The sequence below is a fragment of the Anaerozeibacter quisquiliarum genome, from assembly GCF_051162045.1.
In the GTDB taxonomy this organism is placed as follows: domain Bacteria; phylum Bacillota; class Clostridia; order Christensenellales; family Aristaeellaceae; genus Anaerozeibacter; species Anaerozeibacter quisquiliarum.
Genome location: NZ_JBISDI010000038.1, coordinates 1 through 19,644, shown reverse-complemented (window position 1 = coordinate 19,644; position 19,644 = coordinate 1). Strand labels below are relative to the sequence as shown.

Below are 19,644 nucleotides of genomic sequence, written 5' to 3'. Positions count from 1 at the left end.
ATGGAGGAGGTTCCCTTGAAAAAGCTACTCGCTTCGATTTTGTGCGCGCTTGTGTTGGCGGGCGGCGTCGCCGCGCTGGCCGAGCCGGCGCCGGGCGCGGTATACGCGCAGTCGCTCAAGATGAGCAAGGCCGCCGTCGCGCTGACGAATGCCTACCAAAAGCCGGGCACCGTGCAGCTGGGCGTCTCGACCAGGCCGCAACTGCATCAGCTGACCGACAAGACCATCCGCTGGATCAGCGACAATCCCTCGGTCGCCGCGGTGGACGAAAACGGGCTGGTCACGGCGCGGGGCGAGGGCCAGACGCGCGTGCGCGCCGAGATTCAGGGCCGCACCCGCGTGCTCAGCGTGGCCTGCAAGGTGACGGTCAGGGCGGTGCGCGTAAGTTCGCTGTCGCTCGACTGCGGGGACCTCTTAATCCTCGACCATACCGATGCCGCCGAGAAGAGCGAGCGGGTGCGCGCGACCGTGACGCCCGCGACGGCTACCTTTCAGCAGGTGGAGTTCACAAGCTCCAATGATCGGATCGCCTCTGTAGATGAAAATGGCCATGTGACCGCGCGGGGCGAGGGTGAGGCCACAATCACCGCCACCGCCGACCAGGGCCGCAAGAGCGTCAAGTTCACCGTGCGCGTGCGCGACAAGTCGGGCATGGTGCCCGTCGTGATCTCGGCGGGCGGCGACATCGTGCTGGGCGGCGACCCGCTGAAGAAGACCGACAAGCGGTTTGAGCGCCTCATCAGCCAGGGCGGCGCGCCCGACTACGGCTATGTGCTGAAATATTTGAAGCCGGTGTTTGAGCGCGACGACCTGACGATCCTGAACCTCGAGGGTTCGCTCAAGGGTCGGGCGGACGCGAAGAAGCCCGAGCGCAAGTACAACTTCGTCGGCAAGCCCGAGTATGCCCAGATCCTGGTCGAGGGCAGCGTCGAAGCGGCCAACATCGTCAACAACCACATCAACGACTACGGCACCAAGGGCGACACCAAGCGCATTTTGCGCGACGCCGGCATCGTGTGCAGCGACACGGGCTTCAGCGCCGAAAACAGCGCGGCCACGGTGCGGGGCATCCGCGTGGGCTTTGTGGGCTTCCAGACGCCCTACAGCAGCGCCAGGATCCGCGAGCAGATCTTCAAGGCCAGGAAGCACTGCGACGTGGTGGTGGTGTCGTTCCATTGGGGCGAAGCGCCCGAGCACAAGCACCCGGTGCTGTCCTCCCAGATCGTTCAGGCGCGCCGCGCGGTGAACGCGGGGGCCGACCTGGTGCTGGGCCATCATCCGCACGTCATCCAGGGCATCGAGCGCTATAACGGCAAGTACATCTTCTACGGCCTGGGCGCGGTGGAGAGCTCCGGTTCCCGGTTCAAGTACCCCAACTTCATCATGCGGCAGACCATCCTGGTGGGCAAGGACGGCTACACCGAGCCGCAGGAGCCCGAGATATACCCGATCTTCACGAGCGGCGCGCCGATGGACGAGGAAAACAACTGCCAGCCCATCCTGCTGGGCCCCGGCGATCCGCGCTACGACACGGTCAAGAGCCAGATCGACCGCTACTCGCAGGGCCGCGGTCTGAAACCCGCGCCCTACAAGCTGGCCGGCTAGCTTAGAACAGGCAGGAGGTTCCACGTGATGAAGAAGCTGTTTTCGCTGTTGCTCGCGCTCGCGCTGACGATTGGAATGGCCGGGGGCGTCCAGGCGAGGCCGCTGAACCGGGCCCAGGCGGTATACCCGCGTTCGATCCGGATGAGCAAGCCGCGCCTGACGCTCACCAATGCCTATAAGAAGCCCGGCAGCTTTCAGCTCCGGGCCACCACCGTGCCCGCGCTCATCCGGCTGACCGACAAGAAGCTTACTTGGTCGAGCGACGATCCATCGATCGCCGAAGTGGACGAAAACGGCCTGGTCACGGCCGTCGGCGAGGGCGCGACCTATGTGCGCGTGGGGGTGAAGGGCAAGGACAAGGCGCTCGGCGCCCGCTGCCGCGTGACGGTCAAGGCGGTGCGCGTCAAGAAGCTGACGCTGAACCCGACCGCGCTGACGCTCGACCCGGATGTCCCGGCCGAGCGCAGCAAGATTATCGCCGCCGCGATTGCGCCCGGCAACGCCACCTATCCGCAGGTGACTTGGGAGAGCTCGGACGAGACCGTGGCCACCGTGGACGACAAGGGCGTTGTGACGGCCAAGGGCGCAGGCCTCGCCGTGATTACCGCCGCCGCCGACAACAAGCGCGTTTCGGCGCGCTGCACCGTGCGCGTGCGCGGCGCGTCCGCGGGCATGGTGCCCGTCGTGATCTCGGCGGGCGGCGACATCGTGCTGGGCGGCGTGTCTTGGAAGAATACCGACAAGCACTTCGAGGAGCGAATGACGAAGGACGGCAAGCACGACTACACCTACGTGCTCAAGCATCTGCGTAAGGTCTTCGAGAAGGACGACCTGACGATCCTGAACCTCGAAAACGCGCTGACTGGAGACAATCCGAGAAACCCCAATCGCAAGTTTAACTTCGTCGGCAAGCCTGAGTACGCGCAGATCTTGGTAGAGGGCAGCGTCGAAGTGGCGAACATCTCCAACAACCATACCGACGACCACGGCACCAAGAAAGAAACTGCGCTAATTCTCAAAAACAAAGGCCTGTTGGTCAGCGATAACCTGTTTGACATCTCGTCGAGTTCCCGGATGGTGAATGGGGTGCGCGTGGGTTTTGTGGGTTTCAGGACACCCTATCCGACAGACTACAAAGCAACGATGGCGGAGGCGCGCAAGAAGTGCGATGTGCTGGTGGTGTCCTTCCACTTCGGCGAGGTGCCTGAATGGACGCACGCGGTGCTGGCCTCGCAGATCAAGCGTGCACGCGATGCAGTAAATGATGGCGCGGACCTGGTGCTCGGCCACCACCCGCACTTCATCCAGGGCATCGAGCTGTACAAGGGTAAGTACATTTTCTACGGTCTGGGCGCGGTGGAGAGTTCGGGCGACTACTTCAGCTTCCCCAACTTCATCATGCAGCAGACGATCATGGTCGATCCGAAGACCGGCGCGACCGAGCCGCAGGTGCCCACCGTCTACCCGATCTTCACCAGCGGCGCGGCCAAGGTCAAGGGCAAGAGCAACGGCCAGCCGGTGCTGCTCGCCCGAAGCGACAAGCGCTACAATGAGGTCAAGAAGCTGATCGACACCTACTCCATTGGCGGCGGCATGGTGCCCGCGCCCTACAATCTGGGGTAAACCGCATATCGGACATGCCCGGGGCATAGCCTTTCTGCATGAAAAAGAAATGGCTATGCCTCATTATATGGGCGCTGATTATGCTGCTGCCGCTGACGGGCTTGAACCGGCTTGAGGCGCGGCTGCTGCTCGCGCGCGCGCTGACCGCGACCGGCGGGGCCTGCTCCGACGAAGTGCTGATGGCGCTGGGCAGCGCGGCGCTCGGCGGCGCGGGCGGCGGCAGTCTCGACGAATTGGACGCGGCGCTGGACGCCTCGGGTTTTGCGCGCGGCCTGGCCGTGAGCCCGAGGGCGCTCGCCGCCGCCGGCCGGTTGCTCGCGGGCGAGCGTACGCTGGACGGTTCCTTCACGCGCTTTTCCACCCAGCCGCCGGACGGCCCGCACGTGCGCGTGGGCGCGTTCTATTTCCATTAGGACATCCGCCGCGCCGTGGCATTTTGCGGCGGACTGTGATATAATACTGTGCGTTATCCATTCAAAGGAAAGAGGCTTTGTTTCGTGTCGGGCAAAAAGGGCAGGATGTTTCAAGCCACGCTGGCGGTCACGCTGGTGATCTTCTTGAGCAAGGCGGCAGGCCTCGTCCGCGACATGATCGTCGCGGGCTATTTTTCGACGGGTTGGGAGCACGACGCCTACTCATCGGCCTATACGCTGTTTTATTTCCCGGTGCTGCTGTTCAATTCGTGCATCACCTCCACGATGATCCCGCTGTATGTGGACGCGCGCAGCAAGCAGGGGCGGGTGATCGCCGACCAATTCGCCAGCAACGCGATCAACCTGTTCGCGGCGTTCTCGCTGGCGGTGGGCTTGCTGATGCTGGCGCTGGCCGATCCCCTGGTGCACCTGGTGTACGGCGGGTTCGGCCCCGAGCAGCGCGCGCTGACCGCGGGGCTTACGCAGATCATGATGCCCTCGCTCGTGTTCGTGGTGCTGTCGATCGTGATGGCGTCGGTGCTCAACGCCAACGAGCGCTACCTCGCCGCGCAGTTGACCGGCTTCCCGCTGACCGTCGCGCTGATCGTCGCCACCGTGGTCTTCTCGCCGCGCTACGGCATCCGCGCCATGGCCTGGGGCGTGTTCGCAGCCGGCATATTGCAGATGCTGATCCTGGTGCCCGCGCTGTCGGGCTCGATCAACTACCGCATGCACATGAACTTCGGCGACGAGCGGTTCAAGCGGATGATGCGGCTGGCCATCCCCGCGATGGCCAGCATGGCGGTCAACGAGGTCAACCACATGATCGACAAGTCGCTGGCCTCGTTCCTCAACACCGGCGACATCTCGGCGATGGAGTACGCCTACCGGCTAATCACCTTCGCCACCGGCGTGCTGGCGGTGCCGCTGACTACGGTGATGTTCTCAAAGCTGTCCCAGCACGCGGCCGACGGCGACCGCAGTTCGCTGCTTTCCGTGCTGAACCAGTCGGCGGAGACGATGTTCATGATTATGATGCCGATCAGCGTGGTCGGCTGCGCGCTGTCGACCGACATCATCCGGCTGGTGTATCAGCACGGCAACTTCGGCGCGGACGCGGTAAGCGTGACCAGCGCGGTGTTCCTGTTCTACCTGGTGGGCGTGATCGGCTTTAGCCTCAGGGATGTGTACAACCGCGCGTTCCACGCGCTGCAGGACACGCGCACGCCGCTCATTGTGTCGATCGGCACCGTTGTGCTCAACGTGGCGCTCAACATCCTGCTGTCGAAGGTGATGGGCGTAAGCGGGCTGGCGCTGGCGACCAGCATCGCCTGCGCGCTGAGCGCCGTCGTGCTGGTCATGCTGCTGCGCAGGAAGCTTGGGCGGCTGGGCATGGCGAAGACGATGAAGGAACTGCTCAAGATGTGCCTGGCCGGCGCGCTGTGCCTGCTGGTCGCGCTGCTGCTCGAACGGTTCGTGCCCTACGCGCCGGGCAAGCTGACGGTGCTCTTCCGGCTGGCCTCCGTCACCGCGGCGTCGCTCTTGGTGTATTTCGGCGCGCTGTTCGCGCTTAAAACGCGCCAACTGGGCGCGCTCGGGCAGGTGTTCCGGAGGCGCGCATGATCGATACGGCGCCATCCTGATCGACGCCTGCCGGCTCAACCGCGCGGGCGCGAAGGCCCCGGAGGGGCTGTCCATCGCGCTTTCGGGTGGGGCGACCTGCGACGGCGCAAAAGCTGACGGTGAACCGCGGCGAATACGGACTCGTCAGGCTGCCGGGCAAGGGCGGGGACGGCTATTCCTGCCCGGCCTCGGACAAACAAGCGCAATACGTGCTCAAGCGGATACGCCACGGGCCCTGCGCGTACGGCCGATTTGGCAACAAGATCAAAGCGAAGATGCGCGACTACGAGCGCCTGCGGAAGATCGGCATCCCCATGCCCCGGCTGCCCGATGCCGACGTGGCGCATAGCATCCCGGAGGGCGAAGAAGCTTGCGGAAAATCCTGCGGCCGCGCCGTATGGTAAAAATATCGGGATGTGGCCGGGGACAGTTGACAAACGAGCCGGATCAGGTATAATGATAAACAGGTGAATATGCGATTGCTGCCTAGAGATTTTGAGACGGGAAGCAGCCGCGCAAGCCGTGCCCTGCTTGGGTGTGTGCTGGCGTGCGCTGACCTGTCTTTTCTCATGCAATCGTGTGCTCGACAACCGGAATGCAAAGGAGGATTTACCTATGGAAACGCGCCCTTATGTGTCCTGGGAATTGATGAACAGCTTCCTGATCGATGCGTTCAAGGCCTACGGCGTGCCGGAGGCCGATGCGGCCATCTGCGCGGACGTACTGCTGGAGAGCGACCGCCGCGGCATCGAGAGCCACGGTTGCAACCGTTTCAAGCCGATCTACATCGACCGGATCGTCGACGGCATTCAGAACCCGGTCACCGAGATCGAGGTGCTGAAGGACACTTTCACCACCGCGGTGCTGGACGCGCATGACGGCATGGGCATGGTCGCCAGCCACAAGGCGATGGAGATGGCGATCGAGAAGGCTTCAAAATACGGCATGGCGGCGGTGGCGGTGCGCAACTCCACCCACTACGGCATCGCGGGCTACTGGACCATGATGGCGACCAAGGCCGGCATGATCGGCATGACGGGCACCAACGCGCGGCCCTCGATCGCGCCCACGTTCGGCGTGGAGAACATGCTGGGCACGAATCCTCTGACCGTAGCCTTTCCGACCGACGAGGAGTTCCCCTTCGTGCTGGACTGCGCCACCTCGATCACGCAGCGCGGCAAGATCGAATACTACGCGCGCATCGGCAAGGATACGCCCTCAGGGATGGTCGTGGGCCGCGACGGCAAGGCCAAGACCGATTCCGTGCAGATCCTGACCGACCTCAACAAGGGCGCGGCGGCGCTGGCCCCGCTGGGCGGCATCGGCGAAGAACTGGCCGGCTACAAGGGCTACGGCTACGCCACGGTAGTCGAAGTGCTGTCGGCGGCGCTGCAGGCGGGCATCTTCCTCAAAGCGCTCAACGGCATCGGCGCAAACGGCGAGAAATTGCCCTACCACCTGGGCCACTGGTTCATCGTGCTCAACCCCGAGTTCTTCATGGGGCTCGAGAGCTTCAAGAAGACCTGCGGCGACATCCTGCGCGAGCTGCGCGCGTCGGCCAAGGCCCCGGGCGAGGACCGCATCTACACCGCGGGCGAGAAGGAGTACCTGGTCTGGCTCGAGCGCAAGGACAAGGGCGTGCCGGTAGGCGACGCGGTGCAGAAGGAGTTCATCAAGGTGCGCGATGCGAAGGGCCTGCCGTACAAGTTCCCGTTTGAGCAATAAGTCATAAAGGAGATCGCCACCATGGATTACGCGAAAGAGTCCCTTAGGCTGCACGGCGTATGGAAGGGCAAGATCGAGGTCATTTCAAAGGTGCCCGCCCAGACCAAGCAGGATTTGTCGCTGGCGTATACGCCGGGCGTTGCGCAGCCCTGTCTGGAGATCCAGAAGGACGTGAATAAGAGCTACGAGCTGACCCGCAGGTGGAACCTGTGCGCGGTGGTCACCGACGGCACGGCGGTGCTGGGTCTGGGCGACATCGGCCCCGAGGCGGGCATGCCGGTCATGGAGGGCAAATGCGTGCTGTTCAAGGCGTTCGGCGACGTGGACGCGTTCCCGCTGTGCATCCGCTCGAAGGACGTGGACGAGATCGTGAACACGGTCGCGCTCTTGGCCGGTTCGTTCGGCGGCATAAACCTCGAGGACATCGCGGCGCCCCGCTGCTTTGAAATCGAGAAGAAGCTCAAGGAGAAGTGCGACATCCCGATCTTCCACGACGATCAGCACGGCACCGCGGTGGTGACGCTGGCGGGCCTCGTCAACGCGCTCAAGGTGGTCGGCAAGAAGAAGGAAGACGTGAAGGTCGTGGTGAACGGCGCGGGCGCGGCGGCGATCTCGATCACGAAGCTGCTGTTCGCGGACGGGTTCAGGAACGTCACGCTGTGCGACCGGAAGGGTGCGATTTACGAAGGCCGCGCGGAGGGCATGAACCCGATCAAGGACGAGATGGCGAAGATCACCAACCCGGCCAAGCAGCATGGCAGCCTTTCTGACGTCATAAAGGGCGCGGATGTGTTCCTGGGCGTGTCGGCGCCGGGCACGGTGACGACCGAGATGGTGAAGACGATGAACAAGGACGCGATCGTGTTCGCGTGCGCCAACCCGACGCCGGAAATCTTTCCCGATGAGGCGAAGGCGGGCGGCGCGAAGGTGATCGCGACCGGCCGCAGCGACTTCCCGAACCAGGTGAACAACGTGCTGGCGTTCCCGGGCATCTTCCGCGGCACGTTCGACGTGCGCGCGTCGGACATCAACGACGAGATGAAGATCGCGGCGTCGTACGCGCTGGCGAACCTGATCGAGGAAAAGGACCTGAATCCGGAGTACGTGATCGTCGCTCCGTTCGACCCGCGGGTGAAGGACGCGGTGGCCGCCGCCGTGGCGAAGGCCGCCAGGGATAGCGGCGTGGCGAGGATTTAAGGATTCGCTCTGCCCGATGCTGAACGACGAGGCGTTGCCCGAAGGGGCGGCGCCTCGCCGTTTTGGATGAGCGCTCCGCCCGCCGCGCCGGGAACCTTGACCCAAAACAACCGTCCAATCATTACCATATCCAACGCGAAAGGGGGGATCGCACATGCGCCGACGGTTATCCGCTGCCCTGCTGTCCATAACCGTCTTTCTGATCGCCTTGCCCGCATCCGCCGGAGACCTCGTGTGGGAGCGGATCATGCGCAACAATCACGACGTCATGGCCGTGGGGGAGATCGTGGAGCTGACCGATTCGGTGTGTGTGATCGAGGTTCGGGATACCGTCGTCAGCGCGCGCGGGAATCGCAAACAGCTCAAGCCCGACACCATTTCACTGAGCATCGACAAAGAAGATCAACTCACGCCGCCGTATGTCGGCAATCGGGACGCGCTGCGCCAGGTGGGCGATTACGCCCTCGTCATCGCGGATAAAGGGCGCGAGGGATCGCTGTTCGACGGCTACATGTACAAGGTGGATGGCCTCGATAAGCGGACGCTGTGCCTGGAAATCCATGGAGGCGCATCCTCGGGCTTTCTCCTCGAGGTCAAGATGATCGAGGACTTCATCCACTCGGACGGCGAGCACCCCGAGTTCGGGTATCGCAAGTCGAAAGACGGCAAGACCCGTCAGGCGGTGCGCTTCCGCGATCAATCGCGCCGCGATAAAGACGCGGAAGTGATCTTTGAAGTCGGCGCGGATGCGCCATAATTGTCGCCTTTGGTCGCCCTCCCCGTTCCATGATGGGTTCGGAGGTGGCGGGCATGGCGGTGTATGTGGGCGTGAATGGGGTTGCGCGTGCGGTCAGGGACATCTACGTGGGGGTCGACGCGCTGGCGCGCCGGGTGACGAAGGCGTATGTGGGCGTGGATGGCGTGGCGCGGCTGTTCTACGCGCCGGCCAGGGGGCCGTCGCGTCACATGAGTCTGAACCCGCTGCCCGCCGAATCGGCCGTCGGCACCGGCCAATACGCGATCTTCGCGTCGTCCGGTTCGGCGGCGGCCTACGACGCGCAACTGACGCGCCACACGATCGGCTCGCTGTCATCCATGCGTACCGATCACGCGTCGGCCATGGCCGGCGATTACGCGCTGTTCGCGGGCGGTTGGCGCATATCGGGCGGGGTCGTACTCACGCGCGTGGTGGACGCCTACGACGCGACGCTTACCCGTTCCACGGCCACCGTGCTCAGTGCACTTTCGCAGTATCCCGCCGCCGCGACGGCGGGCTCGTACGCGCTGATTGCGATGGGCAACAGCACCACGTCGAATGTGGTGGGTACGGTGAACGCGTACAGCGATACGCTGGTTCGCTCGATCCCTACCGCGCTGTCGGTGGCGCGTAAGGCGAGCATGGGGGCGTCGTTTGGTGGGATGGCGGTGTTCGCGGGCGGGGCCAACGCGACAAACGATCCCCTGAGCGATCTCGACGCATACGACGCCGCGCTCACCCGCACGAGCCCGACTTCGCTGTCGGGTGGATGCTCGGGCGGCGCGGCTTGCGCGCTCTCGGGCCGTCTGCTGTTCGGTGGCGGCGTTCGCGGCGCGAGCGCTTCGGCAGCGGTCGATGGGTTCGACGAATCGCTTGTCCGCACGGCGGCCCCGGCGCTCTCGGCGGCACGCTCCGGGCTGGGCGCGGCGGCGATCAATGGGTATGCGCTGTTCGCGGGCGGCGGGACGGCGAATGCGCAAACCGTGGTGGACGCCTACGACGCGCGGCTCACGCGCCTGTCGGCCGAGCCGCTGTTCGACCTCAGCGACAAGGTGCGCGGCGCGGCCATCGGGCCCTACGCGCTGTTCTCAAACAACGGGTCGCTCGCCACGGTTTATCGGGCATAGATGCCCGTCGCCGCCCCTGAGAGAGCGCGTGCCGCGCTCAACGGGGCCGCAGTTATGCGTCCACAGGTTCGGGCCGGTGTAGGCATCGGCCCGTCCGGTTGTGCGTTAGGCGAAGCTGTGGTTATGCGAGCGGCAGGTTCACCACCCCGCCTGCGGGCACCCCTCCTGGGAGGGGAATGGGAAGGGCGCCCGTATAGCACGTTTGCCCGACGGCGGGCGCGGAGCGCCTCGCCGTTCGTTCTTTCGCTTTTTCGTTCTTTCGCTTTTTCGTTCCTTCGTTCTTCGTTTCTTCGCTCCCTCGTTTTTCGTTCCTTTGCTTTTTCGTTCCCCCGTTCCCCTTCCCGGGGGAATGGGGGGCCGAAGCCCCCGTCACCACGCGCCCACGGGCATGTACCGGGGGCGTGAATGCGATTGCGATCAAGGGAGGCCGCAGCCGACCGACTCGCAATCGCTTCCCGTCCGCCTGCCGCCCGGAAAACCCCGCAGGGTTTTCAGGCAGGCGGCCCCGGAACCCCATCGTTCCCCCGCCTTCCGCCCGGAATTTCCCGTAGGAAATTCAGGAAGGCGGCCCCGTTCCCCCGTAACCCAAACGGCCTCGAAAGCTTTCCGCCCGGCCGCCCGGAGCCTGCGAAGCGGGCGAACGGGCAACCGGGCGGAAAGCTTTCGAGGCCTCGCCCTCAGGCGATAGCGTGCGGCCCGATCGGGCGCACCGACAGCGCGGTGCACGCGCCGGGGCCGAACACCGCGTCCATACGCGCACGGTAGTCGTCGAACAGCGTTTCCGGCACGAAGGCCAGGATGGTGCCGGCAAAGCCGCCGCCGTGGATGCGCCACGCACCCCGTCCTTCGAGCATGCGCCGCGACAGTTCGAGCGCCAGCGCCATCTCCTGATTGCCCGTGCCCGGTACGTACAGGTTCTGCAGCAGTTTCCAGCTGCTCTCCCCCGACGCCACGATCAGTTTCAAGAATGCGGGCAGGTCGTCCCGCTTGAGCGCGTCCACACATTGCGGGACGCGCTCGTCCTCGTCGTAGAAGTGCAGCGCGCGCAGAATCGCGCGGTCGGGCACCCGGTTTTTCAGCTTTGGGATGGCGTCTTCCATATCTGATTTCGGAATGTCGCGCAGCACCTTGCCGCCGAGCGCGCGCGCGACATCGTTCATTTCGCCGGGGATGGGGGCGTACTGGTCGGTCAGGTTGCCGTGCTCGCCGCCCGCCGACACCACCGCCAGGCGGTAGCCCTTCGCCGAAAAGTCGTAGCGCAGCGCCTCGATGCGCGCCGGCTCCGTCTCAAAATCCATGGTCACCAGCCCGCCCACGGAACTGGCCATCTGGTCGAGCAGCCCGCTGGGCTTGCCGAAGTAGGCGTTTTCGGCGTGCTGCGAGATGCGCGCCCGCAGTTGGGCATCGAGCTGCCAATCGTTGTACAGCGCGTCCATCACCGCGCACAGCATGACCTCGAACGCGGCCGAACTGGACAGCCCCGATCCCTTGAACACCGTACTGGACACGCAGGCGTCGAACCCCCGCACGTTAAGGCCCAATTCCCTCATCCGCGCCGCCACGCCGCGAATCAGCGCCTTCGTGTCCTCGCGCTCGTCCTCGCGCGGGGACAGGTCCGCAAGGTTTACCACGAACGGCCGGTCGTATCCCTCCGAGTACAGCGTGACGATTGCGTCGCTGCGCGGCGATGCCGCTGCAATCGTGTCCAGATTAACCGCGGCGGCCAGCACGCGCCCGTGCTGGTGATCGGTATGGTTGCCGGCAATCTCGCTGCGGCCGGGCGCGGAACACATCACAATGCGCGCTTGGTCGCCGAAGCGCGTTCGATGGGTCGCAAGCAGCCGCTGATACCGCCCGGCCTGCGCCGCAGCTTCCACCCCGTAGGGTATGCGCAGCGCCTCGACACCCGCAGGCGAGGCGAGATAACCTGGCATTTCGCTGGTGTTCATATCGGTTCCTCCCCATTGATTGTGCATCCATGATACCACGCGGAACGCGGCCGGTCAATTGTCCGAACGCATTTGCACCCGCGCGGACGCATACGCTTTGGCGAATGGGGGTGCCTATCATGGCCGGTTACGACCGTGCAGCCGCGATTGCGTACGCCCACCGCTGGGCGTTTGCGCGCAACCTGGCGTTCGGCGTATTCGACGAGATCGGCGGCGACTGCGCCAACTTCACGTCTCAATGCCTGTACGCGGGCGGCGGCGTGATGAACATGGCCGAAAACGGCTGGTACTACCGGAACATGCGCGACCGGAGTCCGTCGTGGACCGGCGTGTTCTTCCTGAACCGGTTCCTGGTTGGCAACGCGGGGCCGGGCCCCTATGCCGAGGCGCGCCCGCTCGAGGGCGCGCGGCCCGGCGACGTGTTCCTGATGGCGTTCGTGGAGGGGATATTCACCCATTCGGGGCTGGTGGTGGCGGTCCAGTCGCCCGATCCGTCGGGCATCCTGATCGCCGCGCACACGATCGACAGCGACAATCGCCCGCTGAGCACCTATGCCTACGAGGAGGTGCGCATTCTGCATATTCTCGGAACGCGCTGACCCATATCATTTCAAAATAACGCGAATGCGAGGGTTTATCCGGGCAAATCCCGCGTCAGTTCATACATCATGATGCCGGCGGCCACGGCGGCGTTCAGCGACTCGGCCCCGCCGCGCATCGGCAGTTTCAGGCGTATGATGGCCGTATCGCGCACGGCCTCGCTCACGCCGCGCGCTTCGCTGCCGATCACCAGCGCGAATCGGTCGGGCAGCGGCGCGCGCTCGTAGAACGGCGCGCCGTTCAGATCCGACACCACCACCGCGTAGCCGAGCGCGCCGAGCGCCTTAAGCGTCCCCGCAAGATCGGCCTCCATGCGGCAGGGCAGCCGCAGCCCCGAGCCCATGGCGGCGCGCTGCACCTTGGGCGAAAAGGGATCGGCGCAGCCCACGCCCAGCAACAGCCCATCGAAGCCGGCGGCGTCGGCGGTGCGCCAGATCGCGCCGACATTGCCCGGGTCCTGCACGCCGTCCAGCGCCACCAGGCGCTCGGGCCGCCCGACAAGCGGCGCGGGCTGATCGAACGCCGCGCAGCAGCCCTGGGGCGAGCGCGTGTCGCACACCGCCTCCATGACGTTGCCGGTCACCGGATGCGCCGGAACGCCCGCCGCCGAGAATGCGCGCAGCAGCGCGTCCGGCGCTTGCGGGCGTTCCTCGTACAGCAGGCAATGGGGGGCCAGATCCAGCGCCAACGCCTCGTGGATCAGCTTTTCGCCCTCGACGAGCAGCCAGCCGGTCTCGTCGCGGCCCTTCTTGTCCTTGAGCGAGCGCAGGCGCTGGGTCAGCGGATTGCGTACGCTCGTAATGCGTTCAAACGTCATCGCCGTTCCTCCGCCCGGCGAGCGAGGCGCGTATGGAATTTGCCACCACGCCGACCAGCCCGCTCAGCAGCAACAAATAGTAGGTGAAGAACCGCCAGCACAGCATGGCGGCCAGGATGTGCCGGGCGGGAAAGACGCCCTGGAAGAACAGGTAGAACCCGCCCTCCTGCGCGCCCGCCGCGCCCGGCAGCGGCACGAACGCCGCGGTGATGAACAGCAGCAGCTGCAGCGTCAGCAGATCGCCGGCCGAAGTGCCGCTCAGGCCGAACGCGCGATACACGCACACGATCACGCCCATCAGGAACAGCACTTGCAGGCAGGACAGCAGGAATATCACCAGCGCGTCAAACGGCCGGTCGACCAGGCGCTTCAGCGCCCCGCGGTAGTCCTCGAGCGCGGCAAGCGCCTTGGCGGCGGTCTTCTCGGCGTCCCTGACCAGGCGCATGCGCGCGCCCAGGCGCACGAGACCCTCTACCATGCGCTCGACGGCGCGGCTCTTGCGCATGGTCAGCGCCACCAGCACCATCAGCGCGGCGTTGATTAGGTAGCCCACCACCACGAGATACCGCACACCCTTGAGTTGTGCGTTTACCGCCTGGATGTGGGTCACCCAAAGCGCGCCGCCGGTCAGCATGAAGGCCAGTTGAAACCCGATAAACTTGACCGACACGGTGGCGGTGGCGGTGCTTACCGGAACGCCCATCTGGCGCATGGTCAACACCTGCAGCGGCTGGCCGCCGCTGGCCGACGGGGTGATGGCCGAATAGAACTGGCCGATCAGGGTCACGTTCAGCGCGTTCAAGGGGTTGATCCTTACGCCCTCGCGCCACAGGTAATACTGAACTGTCGCCGCGCGCAGCAGCAGGTAGACGGTGATCGAGAGCGCCGCGCGGAGCATCCAGCGCGCGTCCAGGTTGCTCATAGACTCGATCACGCGCGGCATCTCGTCGGACAGCATGAGCGCCAGCACTACGACCAGTGTGAGCGCGCCGACGTAGAGCAGGCCGCCGTGCTTTTTCAAAAATCGAATCATTATATCATACCAAATCCTCATAACAATTGAATCGCGAGCCAAACCTTATTATACCCGTCGCGCGCGCGATTCGTCAACGCTCACAGAATGAACTTCGCGAGTTCTTCCCGGCCGGAGGCGAGCAACTGCCGTCGAACCGCACAAAAACAACCGCCCCGGCCGTCGTCTTGCGGCGTCCGGGGCGGTTGTTTTGTCGTTTAGTACACGACCACCTTGGTGTTTGGCGGGCAGTGGGTGTAGATCCACTTGGCATCTTCCACCGCAAGCCTTACGCATCCGTGGGAGGCTCGGCTGCCCAGGTTCCTCACCGAGGAAGAGGTGGGCGAGCCGCCCTTGTTCATGTACAGCACCGAGTGGAACAAGTAGTCGCCCTCGATGTAGTAGGCGTATTGCGCCCACACATCGAACTTCTTGAAGTAGTGCCAGCGCGCGCCGGGGCTGGTCGTGGCCTGGTAGGTGCCCCTGGGCGTCGGCGAGCTGCTCAGGCCGGTCGAGGCCTTCATCGTGCGCACCAACACGGTATGCTCGTTGTTCTCGTCGAGGCCGTAGGCGTACACCCGCTGCTTGTCGATGCTGACCTTGAGCACGTAGGGCTTGAGCGCCTTCTTCGCCTTGCCCGAGAACAGCAGATCGAGCGTCCGCGCGCCGGCCACGCCGTCCTGCGGCAGGCTGTTGCGCTTCTGGAAGTCGCGCACCGCCGATTCGGTGCCGTTGCCGTACGAGCCGTCGGGCGAGGTGTACAGGTACTCCAATTGCCCAAGTCTGCGCTGCAGTCGCTTGACGTCCGCGTGTGCGTCGCCGTTCTTCATGGCCGGGGCCGCGAAGTCGTCTGCGTAGAACGCATCCATCAGCAGCGGATCGGCGATGCCGTTCACCTCGATGGTGGGCGTCACCTGGACATCCGGCTGGGCTGCGACGCCTGTGGCGTTCGCGGGAACCGCCGTGCCCGGCTGCGCGGGCTGAACGCCCGACCGCGCCTGCCGCTCGGCTTGCGCCTTACGCGTCAGATCGGCGATTTCCTTTTCGCGCAGGTAGCCCTGCAACTCCCGCACGCCACTTGACGTGCCCTTTCCATACGAGCCGTCCGCGCTGCCGCGCATGAAGCCCAGCAGGATCAGCCGCGTCTGCAATTGCTTGACCGCGTCGCCTTCGCTACCCTCCAGCATCAGCGGATTGGCCGGAGCCTTCGCCGCGCCTGAGAAGATGCGGCGCTGGGTGGCCTCGTCGGCCACGCCGGTCTCGGTCAGGCCGTTGTAGTGCTGGAAGATGCGCACGCCCCGGCGGGTGTTCGCGCCGTAGTCGCCGTCGGCCGCGCCGGTCAGGCAACCGAGCTGCAACAGCCTCTTTTGAAGCCGCGCAACCGCCGCCGCGTCCGAGCCCTTGCCGAGATCGCCGCTTACCAGCGGGAACTCATCCGAGTGCAACCGGATTTGCAGCTTAAGGTCGACCACGCCGTCCACCTCGGTGGCGGGCGTCTTCTTGGGCGCGGGTTCGGGCGTCGGCGCCGGCGTCGCCGCCGGGTCGGGCGTCATTTCGGGGTCGGGCGTGGGCAGCGGCGCGGGCGTGGGCAGGGCGTCGATGACGGCCTGCTCCCGGGCGCGCAGCTCGGTTTCAACCGCCTTGACCGCCGTCTCGGTCATCGCGCCAAACTGTCCGTCGGCCGTGCCCTCGAGGTAGCCCATCTCGATCAGCTGCCGCTGCAACGCCTGTACGTCGCCATTGCGATCGCCGCGCTTGAGCGTCGGGTAATACGGCGCTTCCACCGTCAGCTTGGTCAATACGACCGCGGGATCGTCGGCCAGCTTTAGCTGCCCGTCTTCGTCGGGCTTGCCCGAGCGCTTGGCCGAATCGATCGCGCGCGCCATCCGCTGTGCCAGCTCGCCGACATCCAGATCGGCCGCATGGGGAACGGCCCTCGATACGAGGTCCGTCAGAGCGCCGGTCATGGCCTGCCATTGCTCGTCGGTCGCCTCGCGCTGCGTACCCATGGTCACCACGGCGCGCGCGACCTGCCCGTTTTCGCCGTAGGGCGTCGTGAACGGGAATTCCTTATAGGCCCATTCCACGTTCGGGGCGGCCTCATCCTTTGGGGTATCCTTTGTAAGGAGGGCGGACACCGGCGCTTCGCGGCCTTCGATATAACCGAGCGTCAAGGTGTACCCCTCTGCCGTCGGTACGATCATCTCGGCCAACACCGGCATGCCCAGTTTGACGAGCAGCACGGCCAGCAGCATGATCGCAAAGGCGGTTACCCTGCGTTTCATTGGCCCCTCACTTTCCTTTCCTTGTGGAGTCACATCATACAGACGGCACGGGCGCTGTGAAGGTTGCGCGTATACAGCCGGTTTTGGCCCGAGTTAACCGTTTGTTTATGGTGTAATTCCTGCCAATCAGTGATTCCTACGGTAGGGGTCGGGGGTCGCGCGCCCGAACTTCCGCAACCGCAGTCCTGTTTCGACCGCGCGCGGATGCGGCCGGTTCCGGATCGTGCACGCACAAATTATGACAATAAAAAACGGGCCGCAACGCCGAGCAATGGCGCTGTGGCCCCGGTGCGTTCGCAATCCCCCTTACCCCTATGCGTAAATCACGATCTTCGCGCCCGGCTTCAGCGTCTTGAGCAGGTTCCTCATCACTTCCTGCCTGACCGCGACGCAACCGGCGGTGTACTTCTTCGAACCCATGCAATGCAGGAAGATGGCCGAACCCTTGTCGGCCACGCCCTCCGCGTTGTAATCGATGAAGGCGCAGTAGTTGTACGCGGCCCCGATATTGTACAGGTGCTCGTCCATGCTGGCATTGGGCTTGTAATCCTTAACCTTGCTCAGATCGACCATCCGGTTGTAATAGGGGCCGTTTTGCCCCGCCCAGTAGTGGTGGTTTTTGACGACCTGGGTGTACTTGCCCAGCTTCGTGCCCGGATCCTTCAGTCGGCCGAACGGCTGGGTGAGGTTGAAGGTGCCGGTGGGGGTCTTGTAGTCCCCTTCCGCTTGCTTGCCGATGCCGTTACGGCCCACGTAGGCGGGGCCCGAGTAGAACTCGCGCAATTTGCCGTCCACCTTCTGATAGAAGGTGAACTTGGCGCTCTTCGATTTGGCGTTGTACTTCACGCCCACGATCTGCGTGGCGTTCGCGGCGGCATCCAGTATGGCGTCGTCAAACTTGACCTCCGGCGGCTCGGGCGGTTCGGGGGGCGTGGTGCTGATGTCCGGCAGCTTCAACCCCGCCGCGTCTTCGGCGATCGCCAGCACCCCGCCCGGGTAGCCCAGCTTGCGGGTTTCCGCGCCGGCCTTGTAGTGCCGAATCTTCAGCCCCAGCGTGCGCAGCACCTGTACGTCAGCTGTCAGATGGCGGCCGAGTTGATGCACGGTCGCCATGCGCAGCGGCCGCTTGAGCTCGTCGACAAACATGGATCGGCTGCGCAATTGAATCTTCACTTCCGCGCCGTTGTCGGCCGTCATGGTCATGGCGGTCTTCGCCTGATTCTGCGTGTACTCAATCCCCATCAGCTTGCACACCGCCTCGACCGGCACCATCAGCGCGCTGCCCGACCTGAACAGGTAGCCGGTTTCAGCCGACAGCGCCTCGTGCTTGCCGTTCACCACCAGGCTGTACTGGGGCAAACGGGTGGCCGCCGAAGCCGCCGCACCCAGCGCGAGCAGCAAAAGCGCCAGCAACATAGCTGTAATCCATCTCATCCGCTTCATCGCCCATCCCTCCTAAACCGCGCGATGTCCACCATATCGTCCACCTCATTATACCACAGTCCTACCGGTTTGCAAGCAAAATATTTCGACTTCGTATCAATTTATTACAATACTATGCCGATTATGCCATCTATTCAAACGGATTGACCTTTGGCTGCGGGTTTGGTATAATATCAACCACGCTGAAATGGCGGAACGGCAGACGCCGGAGACTTAAAATCTCCTGTCCGAGAGGGCGTGCGGGTTCGAGTCCCGCTTTCAGCACCACGTAGAAAGCCCGTAGCTACGGGCTTTTCTCGATTTTGAGGTGGCTTCGAGGCTGCGCATGGCAGGGTGAAAACAGGGCTTATGACGCAGATTTGACGCATGACGCAAAAACTCCCCGCCCAGGCGTATGGCTGGGCGGGGAATCTGTGTTCCGGTCAACGATCCTTTATTCTGACGGTTCGCCGATGATGCGCAGCGCGCGGGGGTTTGCATAGAACGCGATTTCCGGAACTACGCCTCCGCTTAATGGGGCGCCATCAGGGAACCTTGAGGACTTTAAACGAGCAATCCATAACAAGTATCATAGGTCAACGGTGCAGTCAAGTGATCTCGTATTTTTGCTCAAGGAGGCGCATATGCATCAGAAGGAAGGAGGGATAGGAGTGAATACGCAGACGCATATGCCAGTAACGATAGCAATGAGTCAGGAATCCACCAACAACCCCAACAATGAGCCCGCGATGACTATATACCTCAACCCTGCGCCTTACCCTAAGGTGTCCAAAGGCTCTGATCCTGCCACCGTCAAGTTGCTTAAGGAAGATTACGCAGGCGCAGTAAGTGAGTTGACCGCCATAATGCAGTACATATATCAAAACACACTAAGTACGAACGATGAATCATTCGCCAATGGCGTCTTACAGGTTGCACTTGTTGAAATGAGCCATCTGGACATGCTCGGTGACGCAATCCTAGCGCTAGGCGGCAACCCAACGTTCGGGGACGGAAGGGTATACTGGCATGGAAACTTAGTAAATTACGCACGTACGCTTCGTGAAATGTTGATGGCTAATATTCAGTCAGAGTCCGAGGCCATTGACAATTACGAAAGACATGCGGCTATGACGACAAACACGGAAGTTCGGTCACTTCTCGAACGTATTGCAGAAGACGAGCGGCTGCACCTACGATTTTTCACGGAGTTGCTCGAAAAACTGAATTCATAGCGTGTGAAACCACATCTGTTGTCCGCCATTGGGTGAGAGAAAATCATATTCGGTAAAGCGGCTGGATTTTCAGCCGCTTTCTAATTTCACATACTTGCGCAAGACCGGCGAGCACCAAAAACGAAAAAGTCTGGAAAACCGAAACATGCCCCTCCGCCAGCCAAAGCCAGCGGAGGGGCATGTCAGACCATCAACAAATAGCCACTTCACGGGACATCCGTGGAGTGGCTGTTTGAATGAGAGCGATGAACAGG

16 protein-coding genes and 1 tRNA gene are annotated in these 19,644 nt (G+C 63.6%); 12 read left to right on the top strand and 5 right to left on the bottom strand.

What is annotated here, in order from left to right; translation table 11 throughout:
* Positions 1 to 15: 15 nt before the first annotated feature.
* The 9 genes from ACH6CV_RS14825 to ACH6CV_RS14785 all read left to right on the top strand — a co-directional run bounded on the left by ACH6CV_RS14825 (position 16) and on the right by ACH6CV_RS14785 (position 10,070).
* Positions 16 to 1,605 carry a CapA family protein gene (locus tag ACH6CV_RS14825; protein WP_456358989.1) on the top strand — a complete coding sequence of 530 codons (1,590 nt, stop codon included), beginning with the start codon at positions 16 to 18 and terminating at the stop codon, positions 1,603 to 1,605.
* 27 nt (positions 1,606 to 1,632) lie between these two features.
* Positions 1,633 to 3,228: a CapA family protein gene (locus ACH6CV_RS14820; protein WP_456358988.1), complete on the top strand. Its 1,596-nt coding sequence runs from the start codon at positions 1,633 to 1,635 to the stop codon at positions 3,226 to 3,228.
* A gap of 38 nt (positions 3,229 to 3,266) precedes the next feature.
* Positions 3,267 to 3,641: a hypothetical protein gene (locus tag ACH6CV_RS14815; protein ID WP_456358987.1), complete on the top strand. Its 375-nt coding sequence runs from the start codon at positions 3,267 to 3,269 to the stop codon at positions 3,639 to 3,641.
* A gap of 84 nt (positions 3,642 to 3,725) precedes the next feature.
* Positions 3,726 to 5,264 (top strand): murein biosynthesis integral membrane protein MurJ, encoded by a 1,539-nt coding sequence (gene murJ / locus ACH6CV_RS14810; protein WP_456358986.1) that lies wholly within the window; start codon positions 3,726 to 3,728, stop codon positions 5,262 to 5,264.
* A gap of 119 nt (positions 5,265 to 5,383) precedes the next feature.
* Positions 5,384 to 5,668, top strand: a complete 285-nt coding sequence (locus tag ACH6CV_RS14805) for a hypothetical protein (RefSeq protein ID WP_456358985.1) — start codon at positions 5,384 to 5,386, stop codon at positions 5,666 to 5,668.
* A gap of 211 nt (positions 5,669 to 5,879) precedes the next feature.
* Positions 5,880 to 6,989: an Ldh family oxidoreductase gene (locus ACH6CV_RS14800; protein ID WP_456358984.1), complete on the top strand. Its 1,110-nt coding sequence runs from the start codon at positions 5,880 to 5,882 to the stop codon at positions 6,987 to 6,989.
* Positions 6,990 to 7,010: 21 nt separating this feature from the next.
* Positions 7,011 to 8,186 carry an NAD(P)-dependent malic enzyme gene (locus ACH6CV_RS14795; protein ID WP_456358983.1) on the top strand — a complete coding sequence of 392 codons (1,176 nt, stop codon included), beginning with the start codon at positions 7,011 to 7,013 and terminating at the stop codon, positions 8,184 to 8,186.
* Positions 8,187 to 8,340: 154 nt separating this feature from the next.
* Positions 8,341 to 8,943, top strand: a complete 603-nt coding sequence (locus tag ACH6CV_RS14790) for a hypothetical protein (RefSeq protein ID WP_456358982.1) — start codon at positions 8,341 to 8,343, stop codon at positions 8,941 to 8,943.
* Positions 8,944 to 8,996: 53 nt separating this feature from the next.
* Positions 8,997 to 10,070 carry a hypothetical protein gene (locus tag ACH6CV_RS14785; protein WP_456358981.1) on the top strand — a complete coding sequence of 358 codons (1,074 nt, stop codon included), beginning with the start codon at positions 8,997 to 8,999 and terminating at the stop codon, positions 10,068 to 10,070.
* Between the two features lie 677 nt (positions 10,071 to 10,747).
* Here ACH6CV_RS14785 and ACH6CV_RS14780 read toward each other — a convergent pair.
* Complete coding sequence (locus ACH6CV_RS14780; RefSeq protein ID WP_456358980.1) at positions 10,748 to 12,019, bottom strand: galactokinase; 1,272 nt, start codon at positions 12,017 to 12,019, stop codon at positions 10,748 to 10,750.
* Between the two features lie 119 nt (positions 12,020 to 12,138).
* On the opposite strand from ACH6CV_RS14780, the gene ACH6CV_RS14775 reads away from it, so the two are divergent.
* On the top strand, positions 12,139 to 12,618 hold the full coding sequence (locus ACH6CV_RS14775) for an amidase domain-containing protein (RefSeq protein WP_456358979.1): 480 nt from the start codon (positions 12,139 to 12,141) through the stop codon (positions 12,616 to 12,618).
* Positions 12,619 to 12,653: 35 nt separating this feature from the next.
* Here the strand turns inward: ACH6CV_RS14775 and ACH6CV_RS14770 are convergent, their stop codons facing one another.
* The 4 genes from ACH6CV_RS14770 to ACH6CV_RS14755 form a co-directional block, all read right to left on the bottom strand.
* Positions 12,654 to 13,436, bottom strand: coding sequence for a TrmH family RNA methyltransferase (locus ACH6CV_RS14770; protein WP_456358978.1), 783 nt, complete (start codon positions 13,434 to 13,436; stop codon positions 12,654 to 12,656).
* Complete coding sequence (locus ACH6CV_RS14765; RefSeq protein ID WP_456358977.1) at positions 13,426 to 14,469, bottom strand: lysylphosphatidylglycerol synthase transmembrane domain-containing protein; 1,044 nt, start codon at positions 14,467 to 14,469, stop codon at positions 13,426 to 13,428. Before ACH6CV_RS14765 ends, ACH6CV_RS14770 begins: the two co-directional genes overlap by 11 nt.
* A 197-nt stretch (positions 14,470 to 14,666) precedes the next feature.
* Positions 14,667 to 16,733 (bottom strand): L,D-transpeptidase family protein, encoded by a 2,067-nt coding sequence (locus ACH6CV_RS14760; RefSeq protein ID WP_456358976.1) that lies wholly within the window; start codon positions 16,731 to 16,733, stop codon positions 14,667 to 14,669.
* A 312-nt stretch (positions 16,734 to 17,045) separates the two neighbouring features.
* On the bottom strand, positions 17,046 to 18,176 hold the full coding sequence (locus ACH6CV_RS14755; protein ID WP_456358975.1) for a L,D-transpeptidase family protein: 1,131 nt from the start codon (positions 18,174 to 18,176) through the stop codon (positions 17,046 to 17,048).
* Between the two features lie 181 nt (positions 18,177 to 18,357).
* Here ACH6CV_RS14755 and ACH6CV_RS14750 point away from each other — a divergent pair.
* Together ACH6CV_RS14750 and ACH6CV_RS14745 are read left to right on the top strand one after the other, a co-directional pair.
* Positions 18,358 to 18,443, top strand: a tRNA-Leu gene (locus ACH6CV_RS14750).
* A 356-nt stretch (positions 18,444 to 18,799) separates the two neighbouring features.
* Entirely contained in the window at positions 18,800 to 19,390 is a 591-nt protein-coding gene (locus tag ACH6CV_RS14745; protein ID WP_456358974.1) for a ferritin-like domain-containing protein, read from the top strand.
* Positions 19,391 to 19,644: the final 254 nt, after the last annotated feature.

Bases quoted from the DNA above. Each gene is read 5' to 3' on its own strand.
- ACH6CV_RS14785 (WP_456358981.1), top strand. From the start codon at position 8,997: ATGGCGGTGTATGTGGGCGTGAATGGGGTTGCGCGTGCGGTCAGGGAC.
- ACH6CV_RS14765 (WP_456358977.1), bottom strand. From the start codon at position 14,469: ATGATTCGATTTTTGAAAAAGCACGGCGGCCTGCTCTACGTCGGCGCG.
- ACH6CV_RS14820 (WP_456358988.1), top strand. From the start codon at position 1,633: ATGAAGAAGCTGTTTTCGCTGTTGCTCGCGCTCGCGCTGACGATTGGA.
- ACH6CV_RS14755 (WP_456358975.1), bottom strand. From the start codon at position 18,176: ATGAAGCGGATGAGATGGATTACAGCTATGTTGCTGGCGCTTTTGCTG.
- ACH6CV_RS14795 (WP_456358983.1), top strand. From the start codon at position 7,011: ATGGATTACGCGAAAGAGTCCCTTAGGCTGCACGGCGTATGGAAGGGC.
- ACH6CV_RS14745 (WP_456358974.1), top strand. From the start codon at position 18,800: ATGCATCAGAAGGAAGGAGGGATAGGAGTGAATACGCAGACGCATATG.
- ACH6CV_RS14815 (WP_456358987.1), top strand. From the start codon at position 3,267: ATGAAAAAGAAATGGCTATGCCTCATTATATGGGCGCTGATTATGCTG.
- ACH6CV_RS14800 (WP_456358984.1), top strand. From the start codon at position 5,880: ATGGAAACGCGCCCTTATGTGTCCTGGGAATTGATGAACAGCTTCCTG.
- ACH6CV_RS14775 (WP_456358979.1), top strand. From the start codon at position 12,139: ATGGCCGGTTACGACCGTGCAGCCGCGATTGCGTACGCCCACCGCTGG.
- ACH6CV_RS14760 (WP_456358976.1), bottom strand. From the start codon at position 16,733: ATGAAACGCAGGGTAACCGCCTTTGCGATCATGCTGCTGGCCGTGCTG.
- ACH6CV_RS14770 (WP_456358978.1), bottom strand. From the start codon at position 13,436: ATGACGTTTGAACGCATTACGAGCGTACGCAATCCGCTGACCCAGCGC.
- ACH6CV_RS14780 (WP_456358980.1), bottom strand. From the start codon at position 12,019: ATGAACACCAGCGAAATGCCAGGTTATCTCGCCTCGCCTGCGGGTGTC.
- ACH6CV_RS14790 (WP_456358982.1), top strand. From the start codon at position 8,341: ATGCGCCGACGGTTATCCGCTGCCCTGCTGTCCATAACCGTCTTTCTG.